We start from the raw sequence: 15,985 nt of genomic DNA, 5'->3' as shown, positions 1-15,985 counted from the left end.
GTTTAACCTTATTGGTCAGTCAGAGATGCACACCACTGATGAAGCGCTGGGTAGAGTTTTTCTGGTAGAAGGTCGGTTAAATCGGTCAATAATTGTTGTTTTTCTCGCTCGCTTTGGGCACTGACATTAAGGTGGCCCATTTTCCTTCCTGCGCGCTTTTGTTTGCCGTACCAATGCAGGTGACAACCGGGTTTCGCTAACACCATATCATGAATGCTGTCTTCACCTAAGATGTTGATCATTGTCGTTGGTCGTAATAACTCAGTGTTGCCAAGCGGTAGATTACACACGGCCCGTAAGTGGTTCTCAAATTGACAAACCTCACTGCCTTGTTGTGTCCAGTGGCCAGAGTTATGAACGCGAGGGGCAATTTCATTGACTAATAATTGCCCATCGACATCGAAAAACTCCAATGCCAACACACCACAATAATCCAAAGTGTCGGCGACGGCGCTAAACATGGCATGCGCTTGTGCTTGTCGCTGAGGGTCGTCAATGGCAGAAGACAGGCTAAGCACACCATTAACATGGATATTCTCCGCTAAAGGGTACGTGGCAATATCACCGTTTTCCCTTCTGACTCCGACTAAAGACACTTCGCGTTGAAAAGGAATCCACTGCTCAGCCACAATCGCTTGATGGGAGGCCGAGTCCAAGCAGGCTTGAACCTCAGGCCAAAACTGTTGGGCTTGTTGGGCGTTTTTAATACGCCATTGTCCTTTGCCATCGTAGCCGCCCAATGCGCTTTTCAGTACTAAAGGCAGGCCGAGTGATTCAATGGCCAACTCGAGGTCGGCGAACGTTTCAATGTGACGATATGGCGCATTTTTAACCCCCGCTTGGTCGAGTAAGCGTTTTTCTAAGCGACGGTCGCCCCCCACTTTTATCGCCTGAGCACTTGGCTTGAGCTTACCACTTTGTTCGCACACATCGAGGATGTCATGTGGGATGTGCTCAAACTCTGCCGTGACGACATCAGCGCGCTTTAATTCGGATTCTAAACTCGCGTTTTCAATCTGAGCTTTTGATATAGGATCGACGATGGCCTTGGTGCCGACGTCATAGGCGTGGATGGTGATATTGAGCGGCGCTCCTGCCAATGCCATCATTCGGGCAAGTTGGCCGGAACCGAGAACTAAAACATGCATGTCAGTGGTTACTCTTCAGCTGGGTTAGGGTTGGCGAGAACGGTGTCGGTTTGTTGCTGACGAAATGCTTCGACTTTTGTCATGACTTGGTTGTCGAACGTACCGATAATTTGGGCAGCAAGTATACCGGCATTCGCCGCACCGGCGTCACCGATGGCCAATGTTCCTACGGCGATGCCTTTGGGCATTTGTACGATTGAAAGTAACGAGTCCATCCCTTTTAGGGCTTTGGATTGTACCGGTACACCAAGCACTGGCACACTGGTAAAAGCCGCGGCCATTCCAGGTAAGTGCGCTGCACCGCCGGCTCCGGCAATAATCACTTTAATACCACGCTCTTTGGCGCTACTGGCGTAATCGGCAAGTAACTGAGGAGTTCGATGTGCTGAGACGACTTTTGTTTCGTATTCTACACCGAACTGGTCTAGCATCTCTGCAGCTAATTTCATTGTTGGCCAATCAGATTTCGAACCCATGATAATACCGACGGTCATGATAAACTCCTTGAAGGGGATAGGTGTGATTTAACAGTGCAATATGGCGGCATTATACGTGGATTTCTTGTTGAGGAAAACGTTTGCGTGAGTCGGGCTAGGTCAATGTCTTTATCTCAGGAGTGTGAGATGCCGTATTTTCGCGTTTTAGTAGCACGAAGCTTGCGCCACATCAGTTATTTTATCGCTTTACAAGTGGTATGGTAGGCACTCTCTGTTTCGGTTCATAGACTGAGCCGACAAACATGTATACAAACGAGGTATCTGGGCGTGGTCAATAAGCAAGCCGTAAAAACGTTTTTACTCGAACTCCAAGACAGTATTTGTCGCCAGCTAGAGCAGGTGGATGGCTCAGCAACCTTTGTGGAAGATGCGTGGCAACGTGAAAAAGGTGAAAAACTTGGCGGCGGCGGTCGTACTCGAGTCATGACTCAAGGCGACGTATTTGAACAAGGTGGTGTTAACTTCTCTCATGTTTTCGGTAATGCGATGCCTGCTTCTGCGACGGCACATCGCCCAGAGCTAGAGGGGCGTCAGTTTGAGGCCATGGGCGTGTCTTTGGTCATGCATCCTAAAAATCCTTATGTACCCACTTCTCATGCTAATGTCCGATTTTTTATTGCCGAAAAAGAAGGTGAAGCGCCGATATGGTGGTTTGGCGGTGGTTTTGACTTAACCCCGTTTTATCCCTTTGAAGAAGATTGTCAGTATTGGCATCAAGTGGCTCATCATTTGTGTCAACCTTTTGGTGAGCAGGTCTATTCTGAGCACAAAGCCTGGTGTGACCGTTATTTCTATTTGCCTCACCGCGATGAAACCAGAGGCATTGGCGGCTTGTTTTTTGACGACTTGAATCAATGGCCGTTTGAGCAGTGCTTTGATTACATTAAAGCGGTTGGTGAAGGCTATGCTCAAGCTTATATCCCGATTGTCGAGAAGAGAAAGTCATTGCCATACAGCGATCAAGAACGTCAGTTTCAATTGTACCGCCGCGGCCGTTATGTCGAGTTTAATCTCGTACTCGACCGAGGTACGCTCTTTGGTTTGCAAAGTGGTGGGAGAACGGAATCGATATTGATGTCTATGCCACCTTTAGCGCGTTGGGAATACCGTTTTCAACCGAAAGAGGGCAGTGCCGAAGCCAAACTGGCTGAGTATCTTGTTCCACGCCAATGGCTATAGAGTCACCTAGTATTATAAATTTTGATATCGCAATAAATGAAGAAAGGAAATAAGAATGGCAGGGCCTGAACGTTATCGAGTGTACGGAAACCCCATCGCACACAGTAAGTCACCTTATATACATCAACAGTTTGCCGAGCAAATTGGCAAGAATATTGATTATCAAGCGAAGCTAGAACAAGTTGGTGAGTTTACTGCCAGTGCCGAGCAATTCTTTGCACAAGGTGGCCTAGGGGCGAACGTAACCATGCCTTTTAAAGGCGATGCTTTTGATATGGCTGACGAGTTGACCGAGCGAGCACGTCTTGCCGGCGCGGTGAACACGCTACAGCGCCTTGCTGATGGCCGTATTTTAGGCGACAACACCGATGGCGCTGGCTTGGTTAAAGACCTGCTTCACAAAGGTGTTGCGTTTACCGGTAAACGCGCTTTGCTGATCGGTGCTGGAGGGGCTGCTCGTGGCGTGATCAGCCCTCTACTAGACCAAGGTTTATCTTCACTCGTTATTGTCAATCGCACGATGGAAAAAGCGACGTCACTTGCCGAACGTTTTGCCAGCAAAGGAGACGTGCAGGCTTGTGATTTGGGGGCGATCAATACTTCATTTGATATCATCATTAACTCAACCTCGACCAGCTTAACCGGGGAGGTCCCCGCGATTTCTGATGCCATTTTTGCTCGTGATAGCGTGTGCTATGACATGATTTATCAAAAGCAGATGACCAGCTTTAATCAATGGGCACAATCCCATGGTGTATCACAGTGTTATGATGGATTGGGGATGTTAGTCGGCCAAGCGGCAGAGAGTTTTTCACTATGGCATGGGGTGTTTCCTGACATCAAGCCTGTGTTAGCGCAACTGCGCGCGTCGATGTCCTAATGCGGTTAGCGTGGTAGATTGAACAGGAATAAATAAATATGAATCAATCGGTATTGTTTCCAGATCAGTGTGATTGGCAAGAAGCGTTGGGGATTATCACGTTTCCCGCTCAGTGTCAGGGAGCGTTAATAGAGTGCTTTGTCGCTAAGTCAACGTTGGAGCATCACCTAAATACATCACTAGATACACAAGCGGAGTTGAACGAGGCCTTTGAACAACTCCGGTTTGATCTAGAAGATATCGCCGAACAGAAAATTCTCGATGACGACTTTGATCTGCAAGGTCGTATCGAGATAGCTGAACTTAATTGATATAGGGGTAACCCTTTTTCAATGAGGTGTTAAGTACTCGGAGTGACATGTTCAAGATAGTCATTTTTATTGTTGACGTAGTTCAGAGCAGACTTGACTAAAAAAGCACGTTCCTTCTCAGTGAGAGAACGTGCTTTTTTTACTGGACTGCCTAGGTAGAGAAAACCCGACTCCAACACTTTTCCAGGAGGAACTAGGCTGCCCGCTCCAATCATTACATCGTCTTCTATTATGGCATTATCTAAAATAATGCTGCCCATCCCGACCAAGACCCGATTGCCAATGGTACAACCATGCAGCATGGCTTTGTGGCCTACGGTAACGTCATCGCCGATTAACAATGGATAGCCTTTTGGGTTCTCAGCATTTTTATGGGTTACGTGTAAGACACTGCCATCTTGAATGTTGGTCCGATTTCCAATGCGAATGTGATTGACATCACCTCGAGCGGCCACCAAAGGCCATACACTGGAGTCATCACCAATGTGTATATCTCCAACTAGAACAGAATGTTCAGATAAATAAACGCGTTGGCCAATTACAGGGGCTTTATCGAAGTAGCGGTACAAAGTTGTCATTTTAATATCCTTAATCTGCCTGCCATGGTGAAACTTACAGCGTATTTATATGAAAATAGCCCTTTTAAGTGCATAAAACACCCAAACGCAAAAAAAACCAAAAAAAACGCAAAAAAGGGCTTGTCAATGTGAGCTGGATCTCTATAATGCGCATCCACTGACACGGGGAAGCAAAACGCTGAAGCGACAAGTCAGTAAGGCGGCAAAGAGTGATTCACTCTTTCGATAAAAAAGTTTCAAAAAAGTGTTTGACACAGAAACTTAAATCGCTAAAATAGCCGTCCACTTCGAGGGAAAGCCTTGAAGCAAAGCTCTTTAACAATTTAAACACTATCAATCTGTGTGGGCACTCGTTGATGATAATCAATAGATTCTCAGGAATCACATTGGTTTCAATGAACTGAGTGACCAAACGAGTCGAAAGACTTGGCACAGTCAATTCACAGTCCTTATTCGGCAACGAATAAAGAATGTAATCAGTATTCATTGAGCCGCTCGAAAGAGCACAAAACTTTAATTGAAGAGTTTGATCATGGCTCAGATTGAACGCTGGCGGCAGGCCTAACACATGCAAGTCGAGCGGAAACGAGTTATCTGAACCTTCGGGGGACGATAACGGCGTCGAGCGGCGGACGGGTGAGTAATGCCTGGGAAATTGCCCTGATGTGGGGGATAACCATTGGAAACGATGGCTAATACCGCATAATCTCTTCGGAGTAAAGAGGGGGACCTTCGGGCCTCTCGCGTCAGGATATGCCCAGGTGGGATTAGCTAGTTGGTGAGGTAATGGCTCACCAAGGCGACGATCCCTAGCTGGTCTGAGAGGATGATCAGCCACACTGGAACTGAGACACGGTCCAGACTCCTACGGGAGGCAGCAGTGGGGAATATTGCACAATGGGCGCAAGCCTGATGCAGCCATGCCGCGTGTATGAAGAAGGCCTTCGGGTTGTAAAGTACTTTCAGCAGTGAGGAAGGGGATTAGGTTAATAGCCTAGTTCTTTGACGTTAGCTGCAGAAGAAGCACCGGCTAACTCCGTGCCAGCAGCCGCGGTAATACGGAGGGTGCGAGCGTTAATCGGAATTACTGGGCGTAAAGCGCATGCAGGTGGTTTGTTAAGTCAGATGTGAAAGCCCGGGGCTCAACCTCGGAATAGCATTTGAAACTGGCAGGCTAGAGTACTGTAGAGGGGGGTAGAATTTCAGGTGTAGCGGTGAAATGCGTAGAGATCTGAAGGAATACCGGTGGCGAAGGCGGCCCCCTGGACAGATACTGACACTCAGATGCGAAAGCGTGGGGAGCAAACAGGATTAGATACCCTGGTAGTCCACGCTGTAAACGATGTCTACTTGGAGGTTGTGGCCTTGAGCCGTGGCTTTCGGAGCTAACGCGTTAAGTAGACCGCCTGGGGAGTACGGTCGCAAGATTAAAACTCAAATGAATTGACGGGGGCCCGCACAAGCGGTGGAGCATGTGGTTTAATTCGATGCAACGCGAAGAACCTTACCTACTCTTGACATCCATAGAACTTAGCAGAGATGCTTTGGTGCCTTCGGGAACTATGAGACAGGTGCTGCATGGCTGTCGTCAGCTCGTGTTGTGAAATGTTGGGTTAAGTCCCGCAACGAGCGCAACCCTTATCCTTGTTTGCCAGCACTTCGGGTGGGAACTCCAGGGAGACTGCCGGTGATAAACCGGAGGAAGGTGGGGACGACGTCAAGTCATCATGGCCCTTACGAGTAGGGCTACACACGTGCTACAATGGCGCATACAGAGGGCAGCCAACTTGCGAAAGTGAGCGAATCCCAAAAAGTGCGTCGTAGTCCGGATTGGAGTCTGCAACTCGACTCCATGAAGTCGGAATCGCTAGTAATCGTGGATCAGAATGCCACGGTGAATACGTTCCCGGGCCTTGTACACACCGCCCGTCACACCATGGGAGTGGGCTGCAAAAGAAGTGGGTAGTTTAACCTTCGGGGGGACGCTCACCACTTTGTGGTTCATGACTGGGGTGAAGTCGTAACAAGGTAGCCCTAGGGGAACCTGGGGCTGGATCACCTCCTTATACGAAAGATTGTCTTTGATGTGTGCTCACACAGATTGGTAGCGTTTAGAAAAGAGTTCAAAGAAACATTCCCATATGTTTCGCATAGTGTCCCGTTCGTCTAGAGGCCTAGGACACCGCCCTTTCACGGCGGTAACAGGGGTTCGACTCCCCTACGGGATACCACTTTACTGTTTATGGCCACAAGGCGGTAAACAAGAAAAGTTGGGTCGTTAGCTCAGTTGGTAGAGCAGTTGACTTTTAATCAATTGGTCGCAGGTTCGAATCCTGCACGACCCACCATTTCCTTTCACAGGAAACACCTATTGTTCTGATTTAAAGCAGAATCAATATGGGCGATTAGCTCAGTTGGGAGAGCACCTGCCTTACAAGCAGGGGGTCACTGGTTCGAGCCCGGTATCGCCCACCACTCTTTAAATATTTTTTGGCACGGATGTCCAAACCACACAAACTTTTGTTGCTGGTTCGGATTTTTACCGCCTGAAAGTCTTTAAAAAGTGTTTTTGTAAAGAAAACATTGCTCTTTAACAATTTGGAAAGCTGACAAAACAATCTCTTTGAGATTGTTTGTAAAAGTTCTCAATTATCTCTTTAAGAGATAACCAACACACAATCAAGTGTTCTTGGGAAAGCATAGCGATATGTTTTCAAAATTGAGTCCGGCAATATCGAGTTCGTGACATGTATAAAAACACGAACACACCTTAATTAGTTGATTTATCAACTCAAAAGACTCTTTTGGGTTGTATGGTTAAGTGATTAAGCGTACACGGTGGATGCCTTGGCAGTCAGAGGCGATGAAGGACGTACTAACTTGCGATAAGCGTAGATAAGGCAGTAAGAGCCACTTGAGTCTACGATTTCCGAATGGGGAAACCCAGCTGCATAAGCAGTTATCATTGTGTGAATTCATAGCACAATGAGGCGAACCGGGGGAACTGAAACATCTAAGTACCCCGAGGAAAAGAAATCAACCGAGATTCTGGAAGTAGCGGCGAGCGAAACCGGATTAGCCCTTAAGCTTTTTATGCGTCAGGTGAAGTGTCTGGAAAGGCACGCGATACAGGGTGATAGCCCCGTAACCGGCAGCGCATATTCAGTGAAATCGAGTAAGGCGGGACACGTGATATCCTGTCTGAACATGGGGGGACCATCCTCCAAGGCTAAATACTCCTGACTGACCGATAGTGAACCAGTACCGTGAGGGAAAGGCGAAAAGAACCCCTGTGAGGGGAGTGAAATAGAACCTGAAACCGTGTACGTACAAGCAGTAGGAGCAGGCTTTGTCCTGTGACTGCGTACCTTTTGTATAATGGGTCAGCGACTTATATTCAGTGGCAAGGTTAACCGTTTAGGGGAGCCGTAGGGAAACCGAGTCTTAACTGGGCGTTCAGTCTCTGGATATAGACCCGAAACCAGGTGATCTAGCCATGGGCAGGTTGAAGATTGAGTAACATCAATTGGAGGACCGAACCGACTAATGTTGAAAAATTAGCGGATGACTTGTGGCTAGGGGTGAAAGGCCAATCAAACCTGGAGATAGCTGGTTCTCCCCGAAAGCTATTTAGGTAGCGCCTCGGACGAATACTACTGGGGGTAGAGCACTGTTAAGGCTAGGGGGTCATCCCGACTTACCAACCCTTTGCAAACTCCGAATACCAGTAAGTACTATCCGGGAGACACACGGCGGGTGCTAACGTCCGTCGTGGAGAGGGAAACAACCCAGACCGCCAGCTAAGGTCCCAAATTATAGCTAAGTGGGAAACGATGTGGGAAGGCTTAGACAGCTAGGATGTTGGCTTAGAAGCAGCCATCATTTAAAGAAAGCGTAATAGCTCACTAGTCGAGTCGGCCTGCGCGGAAGATGTAACGGGGCTAAGCTATAAACCGAAGCTGCGGCAATACAGTTTACTGTATTGGGTAGGGGAGCGTTCTGTAAGCCGTTGAAGGTGAGTTGTAAAGCTTGCTGGAGGTATCAGAAGTGCGAATGCTGACATGAGTAACGATAATGGGGGTGAAAAACCTCCACGCCGGAAGACCAAGGGTTCCTGTCCAACGTTAATCGGGGCAGGGTAAGTCGACCCCTAAGGCGAGGCTGAAAAGCGTAGTCGATGGGAAACGGGTTAATATTCCCGTACTGCTTATAATTGCGATGGGGGGACGGAGAAGGCTAGGTGGGCCTGGCGATGGTTGTCCAGGTTCAAGTGCGTAGGCTAAGGAATTAGGTAAATCCGGTTCCTTGTTAGGCCGAGACACGACGTCGAGTCACTACGGTGATGAAGTCATTGATGCCATGCTTCCAGGAAAAGCCTCTAAGCTTCAGATTATAAGCAATCGTACCCCAAACCGACACAGGTGGTCGGGTAGAGAATACCAAGGCGCTTGAGAGAACTCGGGTGAAGGAACTAGGCAAAATGGTACCGTAACTTCGGGAGAAGGTACGCTCTTGACGGTGAAGTCCCTTGCGGATGGAGCTATTAGGAGTCGCAGATACCAGGTGGCTGCAACTGTTTATTAAAAACACAGCACTGTGCAAAATCGTAAGATGACGTATACGGTGTGACGCCTGCCCGGTGCCGGAAGGTTAATTGATGGGGTTAGACTTAGGTCGACGCTCTTGATCGAAGCCCCGGTAAACGGCGGCCGTAACTATAACGGTCCTAAGGTAGCGAAATTCCTTGTCGGGTAAGTTCCGACCTGCACGAATGGCGTAATGATGGCCACGCTGTCTCCACCCGAGACTCAGTGAAATTGAAATCGCTGTGAAGATGCAGTGTACCCGCGGCTAGACGGAAAGACCCCGTGAACCTTTACTACAGCTTGGCACTGAACATTGACCCTACATGTGTAGGATAGGTGGGAGGCTTTGATGCATGGGCGCCAGTTCATGTGGAGCCATCCTTGAAATACCACCCTTGTAGTGTTGATGTTCTAACTTAGCCCCATTATCTGGGGTGAGGACAGTGCCTGGTGGGTAGTTTGACTGGGGCGGTCTCCTCCCAAAGTGTAACGGAGGAGCACGAAGGTGGGCTAATCACGGTTGGACATCGTGAGGTTAGTGCAATGGCATAAGCCCGCTTAACTGCGAGAATGACGGTTCGAGCAGGTGCGAAAGCAGGTCATAGTGATCCGGTGGTTCTGAATGGAAGGGCCATCGCTCAACGGATAAAAGGTACTCCGGGGATAACAGGCTGATACCGCCCAAGAGTTCATATCGACGGCGGTGTTTGGCACCTCGATGTCGGCTCATCACATCCTGGGGCTGAAGTCGGTCCCAAGGGTATGGCTGTTCGCCATTTAAAGTGGTACGCGAGCTGGGTTTAGAACGTCGTGAGACAGTTCGGTCCCTATCTGCCGTGGGCGTTGGAGAATTGAAAGGGGCTGCTCCTAGTACGAGAGGACCGGAGTGGACGAACCTCTGGTGTTCGGGTTGTGTCGCCAGACGCATTGCCCGGTAGCTAAGTTCGGAATCGATAACCGCTGAAAGCATCTAAGCGGGAAGCGAGCCTTGAGATGAGTTCTCCCTGGCGCTTTAAGCGTCCTAAAGGGTTGTTCGAGACTAGAACGTTGATAGGCAGGGTGTGTAAGCGTTGTGAGGCGTTGAGCTAACCTGTACTAATTGCCCGTGAGACTTAACCATACAACACCTAAAGGGTTTTATCGGACTCGATAAAAAAACTTGATTGTGTCGAGAACACAAACAGCTTTCCAGATTTAGTTATCTTGCCTGACGGCAAGATAACGCCATATTTTGCTTGGCGACCATAGCATTTTGGACCCACCTGACTCCATGCCGAACTCAGAAGTGAAACAAAATTGCGCCGATGGTAGTGTGGGGCTTCCCCATGTGAGAGTAGGACATCGCCAGGCTTTTATTCTTGTTTTCAGATTTTAAAAAAATCTAAAAACAATGACTGGATTTCGCAAGAAATCAGTCACCATAACGTTTTATTGTTTGGTGTTAAATTTAAAACCAAAAAAATAAAATTTTATGTTGACTTACAGAGTCAATAGCGTATTATACGCGTCCTGCTTCGGTGATAAGTCATTGAAAGCAAAGCTCTTTAACAATTTAAACACTATCAATCTGTGTGGGCACTCGTTGATGATAATCAATAGATTCTCAGGAATCACATTGGTTTCAATGAACTGAGTGACCAAACGAGTCGAAAGACTTGGCACAGTCAATTCACAGTCCTTATTCGGCAACGAATAAAGAATGTAATCAGTATTCATTGAGCCGCTCGAAAGAGCACAAAAACTTTAATTGAAGAGTTTGATCATGGCTCAGATTGAACGCTGGCGGCAGGCCTAACACATGCAAGTCGAGCGGAAACGAGTTATCTGAACCTTCGGGGAACGATAACGGCGTCGAGCGGCGGACGGGTGAGTAATGCCTGGGAAATTGCCCTGATGTGGGGGATAACCATTGGAAACGATGGCTAATACCGCATAATCTCTTCGGAGTAAAGAGGGGGACCTTCGGGCCTCTCGCGTCAGGATATGCCCAGGTGGGATTAGCTAGTTGGTGAGGTAATGGCTCACCAAGGCAACGATCCCTAGCTGGTCTGAGAGGATGATCAGCCACACTGGAACTGAGACACGGTCCAGACTCCTACGGGAGGCAGCAGTGGGGAATATTGCACAATGGGCGCAAGCCTGATGCAGCCATGCCGCGTGTATGAAGAAGGCCTTCGGGTTGTAAAGTACTTTCAGCAGTGAGGAAGGGGATTAGGTTAATAGCCTAGTTCTTTGACGTTAGCTGCAGAAGAAGCACCGGCTAACTCCGTGCCAGCAGCCGCGGTAATACGGAGGGTGCGAGCGTTAATCGGAATTACTGGGCGTAAAGCGCATGCAGGTGGTTTGTTAAGTCAGATGTGAAAGCCCGGGGCTCAACCTCGGAATAGCATTTGAAACTGGCAGGCTAGAGTACTGTAGAGGGGGGTAGAATTTCAGGTGTAGCGGTGAAATGCGTAGAGATCTGAAGGAATACCGGTGGCGAAGGCGGCCCCCTGGACAGATACTGACACTCAGATGCGAAAGCGTGGGGAGCAAACAGGATTAGATACCCTGGTAGTCCACGCTGTAAACGATGTCTACTTGGAGGTTGTGGCCTTGAGCCGTGGCTTTCGGAGCTAACGCGTTAAGTAGACCGCCTGGGGAGTACGGTCGCAAGATTAAAACTCAAATGAATTGACGGGGGCCCGCACAAGCGGTGGAGCATGTGGTTTAATTCGATGCAACGCGAAGAACCTTACCTACTCTTGACATCCATAGAACTTAGCAGAGATGCTTTGGTGCCTTCGGGAACTATGAGACAGGTGCTGCATGGCTGTCGTCAGCTCGTGTTGTGAAATGTTGGGTTAAGTCCCGCAACGAGCGCAACCCTTATCCTTGTTTGCCAGCACTTCGGGTGGGAACTCCAGGGAGACTGCCGGTGATAAACCGGAGGAAGGTGGGGACGACGTCAAGTCATCATGGCCCTTACGAGTAGGGCTACACACGTGCTACAATGGCGCATACAGAGGGTTGCCAACTTGCGAAAGTGAGCGAATCCCAAAAAGTGCGTCGTAGTCCGGATTGGAGTCTGCAACTCGACTCCATGAAGTCGGAATCGCTAGTAATCGTGGATCAGAATGCCACGGTGAATACGTTCCCGGGCCTTGTACACACCGCCCGTCACACCATGGGAGTGGGCTGCAAAAGAAGTGGGTAGTTTAACCTTCGGGGGGACGCTCACCACTTTGTGGTTCATGACTGGGGTGAAGTCGTAACAAGGTAGCCCTAGGGGAACCTGGGGCTGGATCACCTCCTTATACGAAAGATTATCTTTCGATGCGTGTCCACACAGATTGATAGCGTTTAGAAATAAAGAGAGCACCGCGAATATTTCCTCTGCCCTTTTCCGAGCAGGGGTTATTAGTGTCCCGTTCGTCTAGAGGCCTAGGACACCGCCCTTTCACGGCGGTAACAGGGGTTCGACTCCCCTACGGGATACCATCTTTAAGCACACTCATTACTACTGTGAGTAGAAATGAGTGTTCTTAAAAATGGTTCTTCTTTCAGTAGAAAGACAATCATGCTCTTTAACAATTTGGAAAGCTGACAAAACAATCTCTTTGAGATTGTTTGTAAAAGTTCTCAATTATCTCTTTAAGAGATAACCAACACACAATCAAGTGTTCTTGGGAAAGCATAGCGATATGTTTTCAAAATTGAGTCCGGCAATATCGAGTTCGTGACATGTATAAAAACACGAACACACCTTGGTGACTAACCGCTTTACTTGTAAAGCACATCAACTCAAAAGACTCTTTTGGGTTGTATGGTTAAGTGACTAAGCGTACACGGTGGATGCCTTGGCAGTCAGAGGCGATGAAGGACGTACTAACTTGCGATAAGCGTAGATAAGGCAGTAAGAGCCACTTGAGTCTACGATTTCCGAATGGGGAAACCCAGCTGCATAAGCAGTTATCATTGTGTGAATTCATAGCACAATGAGGCGAACCGGGGGAACTGAAACATCTAAGTACCCCGAGGAAAAGAAATCAACCGAGATTCTGGAAGTAGCGGCGAGCGAAACCGGATTAGCCCTTAAGCTTTTTATGCGTCAGGTGAAGTGTCTGGAAAGGCACGCGATACAGGGTGATAGCCCCGTAACCGGCAGCGCATATTCAGTGAAATCGAGTAAGGCGGGACACGTGATATCCTGTCTGAACATGGGGGGACCATCCTCCAAGGCTAAATACTCCTGACTGACCGATAGTGAACCAGTACCGTGAGGGAAAGGCGAAAAGAACCCCTGTGAGGGGAGTGAAATAGAACCTGAAACCGTGTACGTACAAGCAGTAGGAGCAGGCTTTGTCCTGTGACTGCGTACCTTTTGTATAATGGGTCAGCGACTTATATTCAGTGGCAAGGTTAACCGTTTAGGGGAGCCGTAGGGAAACCGAGTCTTAACTGGGCGTTCAGTCTCTGGATATAGACCCGAAACCAGGTGATCTAGCCATGGGCAGGTTGAAGATTGAGTAACATCAATTGGAGGACCGAACCGACTAATGTTGAAAAATTAGCGGATGACTTGTGGCTAGGGGTGAAAGGCCAATCAAACCTGGAGATAGCTGGTTCTCCCCGAAAGCTATTTAGGTAGCGCCTCGGACGAATACTACTGGGGGTAGAGCACTGTTAAGGCTAGGGGGTCATCCCGACTTACCAACCCTTTGCAAACTCCGAATACCAGTAAGTACTATCCGGGAGACACACGGCGGGTGCTAACGTCCGTCGTGGAGAGGGAAACAACCCAGACCGCCAGCTAAGGTCCCAAATTATAGCTAAGTGGGAAACGATGTGGGAAGGCTTAGACAGCTAGGATGTTGGCTTAGAAGCAGCCATCATTTAAAGAAAGCGTAATAGCTCACTAGTCGAGTCGGCCTGCGCGGAAGATGTAACGGGGCTAAGCTATAAACCGAAGCTGCGGCAATACAGTTTACTGTATTGGGTAGGGGAGCGTTCTGTAAGCCGTTGAAGGTGAGTTGTAAAGCTTGCTGGAGGTATCAGAAGTGCGAATGCTGACATGAGTAACGATAATGGGGGTGAAAAACCTCCACGCCGGAAGACCAAGGGTTCCTGTCCAACGTTAATCGGGGCAGGGTAAGTCGACCCCTAAGGCGAGGCTGAAAAGCGTAGTCGATGGGAAACGGGTTAATATTCCCGTACTGCTTATAATTGCGATGGGGGGACGGAGAAGGCTAGGTGGGCCTGGCGATGGTTGTCCAGGTTCAAGTGCGTAGGCTAAGGAATTAGGTAAATCCGGTTCCTTGTTAGGCCGAGACACGACGTCGAGTCACTACGGTGATGAAGTCATTGATGCCATGCTTCCAGGAAAAGCCTCTAAGCTTCAGATTATAAGCAATCGTACCCCAAACCGACACAGGTGGTCGGGTAGAGAATACCAAGGCGCTTGAGAGAACTCGGGTGAAGGAACTAGGCAAAATGGTACCGTAACTTCGGGAGAAGGTACGCTCTTGACGGTGAAGTCCCTTGCGGATGGAGCTATTAGGAGTCGCAGATACCAGGTGGCTGCAACTGTTTATTAAAAACACAGCACTGTGCAAAATCGTAAGATGACGTATACGGTGTGACGCCTGCCCGGTGCCGGAAGGTTAATTGATGGGGTTAGACTTAGGTCGACGCTCTTGATCGAAGCCCCGGTAAACGGCGGCCGTAACTATAACGGTCCTAAGGTAGCGAAATTCCTTGTCGGGTAAGTTCCGACCTGCACGAATGGCGTAATGATGGCCACGCTGTCTCCACCCGAGACTCAGTGAAATTGAAATCGCTGTGAAGATGCAGTGTACCCGCGGCTAGACGGAAAGACCCCGTGAACCTTTACTACAGCTTGGCACTGAACATTGACCCTACATGTGTAGGATAGGTGGGAGGCTTTGATGCATGGGCGCCAGTTCATGTGGAGCCATCCTTGAAATACCACCCTTGTAGTGTTGATGTTCTAACTTAGCCCCATTATCTGGGGTGAGGACAGTGCCTGGTGGGTAGTTTGACTGGGGCGGTCTCCTCCCAAAGTGTAACGGAGGAGCACGAAGGTGGGCTAATCACGGTTGGACATCGTGAGGTTAGTGCAATGGCATAAGCCCGCTTAACTGCGAGAATGACGGTTCGAGCAGGTGCGAAAGCAGGTCATAGTGATCCGGTGGTTCTGAATGGAAGGGCCATCGCTCAACGGATAAAAGGTACTCCGGGGATAACAGGCTGATACCGCCCAAGAGTTCATATCGACGGCGGTGTTTGGCACCTCGATGTCGGCTCATCACATCCTGGGGCTGAAGTCGGTCCCAAGGGTATGGCTGTTCGCCATTTAAAGTGGTACGCGAGCTGGGTTTAGAACGTCGTGAGACAGTTCGGTCCCTATCTGCCGTGGGCGTTGGAGAATTGAAAGGGGCTGCTCCTAGTACGAGAGGACCGGAGTGGACGAACCTCTGGTGTTCGGGTTGTGTCGCCAGACGCATTGCCCGGTAGCTAAGTTCGGAATCGATAACCGCTGAAAGCATCTAAGCGGGAAGCGAGCCTTGAGATGAGTTCTCCCTGGCGCTTAAAGCGTCCTAAAGGGTTGTTCGAGACTAGAACGTTGATAGGCAGGGTGTGTAAGCGTTGTGAGGCGTTGAGCTAACCTGTACTAATTGCCCGTGAGACTTAACCATACAACACCTAAAGGGTTTTTATCGGACTCGATAAGAAACTTGATTGTGTCGAGAACACAAAACAGCTTTCCAGATTTAGTTATCTTGCCTGACGGCAAGATAACGCCA

Annotated in this window: 6 protein-coding genes, 4 tRNA genes and 5 rRNA genes; 12 read left to right on the top strand and 3 right to left on the bottom strand. The window is 48.9% G+C overall.

Features of this window, described 5'->3' with window-relative positions:
- Positions 1 to 8: 8 nt before the first annotated feature.
- Both AB0763_RS13065 and purE read right to left on the bottom strand, forming a co-directional pair.
- On the bottom strand, positions 9 to 1,148 hold the full coding sequence (locus AB0763_RS13065) for a 5-(carboxyamino)imidazole ribonucleotide synthase (RefSeq protein ID WP_306102239.1): 1,140 nt from the start codon (positions 1,146 to 1,148) through the stop codon (positions 9 to 11).
- Between the two features lie 8 nt (positions 1,149 to 1,156).
- Complete coding sequence (gene purE, locus AB0763_RS13060) at positions 1,157 to 1,642, bottom strand: 5-(carboxyamino)imidazole ribonucleotide mutase (protein ID WP_306102238.1); 486 nt, start codon at positions 1,640 to 1,642, stop codon at positions 1,157 to 1,159.
- 264 nt (positions 1,643 to 1,906) lie between these two features.
- On the opposite strand from purE, the gene hemF reads away from it, so the two are divergent.
- The 3 genes from hemF to AB0763_RS13045 are packed head-to-tail and all read left to right on the top strand — an operon-like array spanning position 1,907 to position 4,015.
- A complete protein-coding gene (gene hemF / locus AB0763_RS13055) occupies positions 1,907 to 2,824 on the top strand; it encodes an oxygen-dependent coproporphyrinogen oxidase (protein ID WP_306102299.1) in 918 nt (305 codons plus the stop codon).
- Positions 2,825 to 2,879: 55 nt separating this feature from the next.
- Entirely contained in the window at positions 2,880 to 3,704 is an 825-nt protein-coding gene (aroE, locus tag AB0763_RS13050) for a shikimate dehydrogenase (RefSeq protein WP_306102237.1), read from the top strand.
- 38 nt (positions 3,705 to 3,742) lie between these two features.
- Positions 3,743 to 4,015 (top strand): DUF1488 domain-containing protein, encoded by a 273-nt coding sequence (locus AB0763_RS13045; protein ID WP_306102236.1) that lies wholly within the window; start codon positions 3,743 to 3,745, stop codon positions 4,013 to 4,015.
- Between the two features lie 29 nt (positions 4,016 to 4,044).
- Here AB0763_RS13045 and AB0763_RS13040 read toward each other — a convergent pair whose 3' ends face one another.
- Positions 4,045 to 4,593 carry a gamma carbonic anhydrase family protein gene (locus AB0763_RS13040; RefSeq protein WP_306102235.1) on the bottom strand — a complete coding sequence of 183 codons (549 nt, stop codon included), beginning with the start codon at positions 4,591 to 4,593 and terminating at the stop codon, positions 4,045 to 4,047.
- Between the two features lie 514 nt (positions 4,594 to 5,107).
- Between AB0763_RS13040 and AB0763_RS13035 the strand changes: the two genes are divergently transcribed.
- The 9 genes from AB0763_RS13035 to AB0763_RS12995 all read left to right on the top strand — a co-directional run bounded on the left by AB0763_RS13035 (position 5,108) and on the right by AB0763_RS12995 (position 15,877).
- Positions 5,108 to 6,659 (top strand): 16S ribosomal RNA (locus tag AB0763_RS13035).
- Positions 6,660 to 6,748: 89 nt separating this feature from the next.
- Positions 6,749 to 6,824, top strand: a tRNA-Glu gene (locus AB0763_RS13030).
- A gap of 41 nt (positions 6,825 to 6,865) precedes the next feature.
- A tRNA-Lys gene (locus AB0763_RS13025) sits at positions 6,866 to 6,941 on the top strand.
- A gap of 51 nt (positions 6,942 to 6,992) precedes the next feature.
- Positions 6,993 to 7,068 (top strand) — tRNA-Val (locus AB0763_RS13020).
- A 340-nt stretch (positions 7,069 to 7,408) separates the two neighbouring features.
- Positions 7,409 to 10,299, top strand: a 23S ribosomal RNA gene (locus tag AB0763_RS13015).
- A 114-nt stretch (positions 10,300 to 10,413) separates the two neighbouring features.
- Positions 10,414 to 10,529, top strand: a 5S ribosomal RNA gene (rrf, locus tag AB0763_RS13010).
- A gap of 394 nt (positions 10,530 to 10,923) precedes the next feature.
- A 16S ribosomal RNA gene (locus AB0763_RS13005) occupies positions 10,924 to 12,475 on the top strand.
- 108 nt (positions 12,476 to 12,583) lie between these two features.
- Positions 12,584 to 12,659: transfer RNA gene (locus AB0763_RS13000), tRNA-Glu, on the top strand.
- Positions 12,660 to 12,986: 327 nt separating this feature from the next.
- A 23S ribosomal RNA gene (locus AB0763_RS12995) occupies positions 12,987 to 15,877 on the top strand.
- The 16S, 23S and 5S rRNA genes sit together here with 4 tRNA genes alongside, the layout of an rRNA operon.
- Positions 15,878 to 15,985 lie beyond the last annotated feature (108 nt).

Source organism: Vibrio sp. HB236076, assembly GCF_040957575.1.
Classification (GTDB): domain Bacteria; phylum Pseudomonadota; class Gammaproteobacteria; order Enterobacterales; family Vibrionaceae; genus Vibrio.
This window is presented reverse-complemented; position numbering and strand designations above follow the sequence as displayed.

Excerpts from the sequence above, each read along its gene's own strand:
- purE (WP_306102238.1), bottom strand. The coding sequence starts at position 1,642 with ATGACCGTCGGTATTATCATGGGTTCGAAATCTGATTGGCCAACAATG.
- AB0763_RS13040 (WP_306102235.1), bottom strand. The coding sequence starts at position 4,593 with ATGACAACTTTGTACCGCTACTTCGATAAAGCCCCTGTAATTGGCCAA.
- AB0763_RS13045 (WP_306102236.1), top strand. The coding sequence starts at position 3,743 with ATGAATCAATCGGTATTGTTTCCAGATCAGTGTGATTGGCAAGAAGCG.
- aroE (WP_306102237.1), top strand. The coding sequence starts at position 2,880 with ATGGCAGGGCCTGAACGTTATCGAGTGTACGGAAACCCCATCGCACAC.
- AB0763_RS13065 (WP_306102239.1), bottom strand. The coding sequence starts at position 1,148 with ATGCATGTTTTAGTTCTCGGTTCCGGCCAACTTGCCCGAATGATGGCA.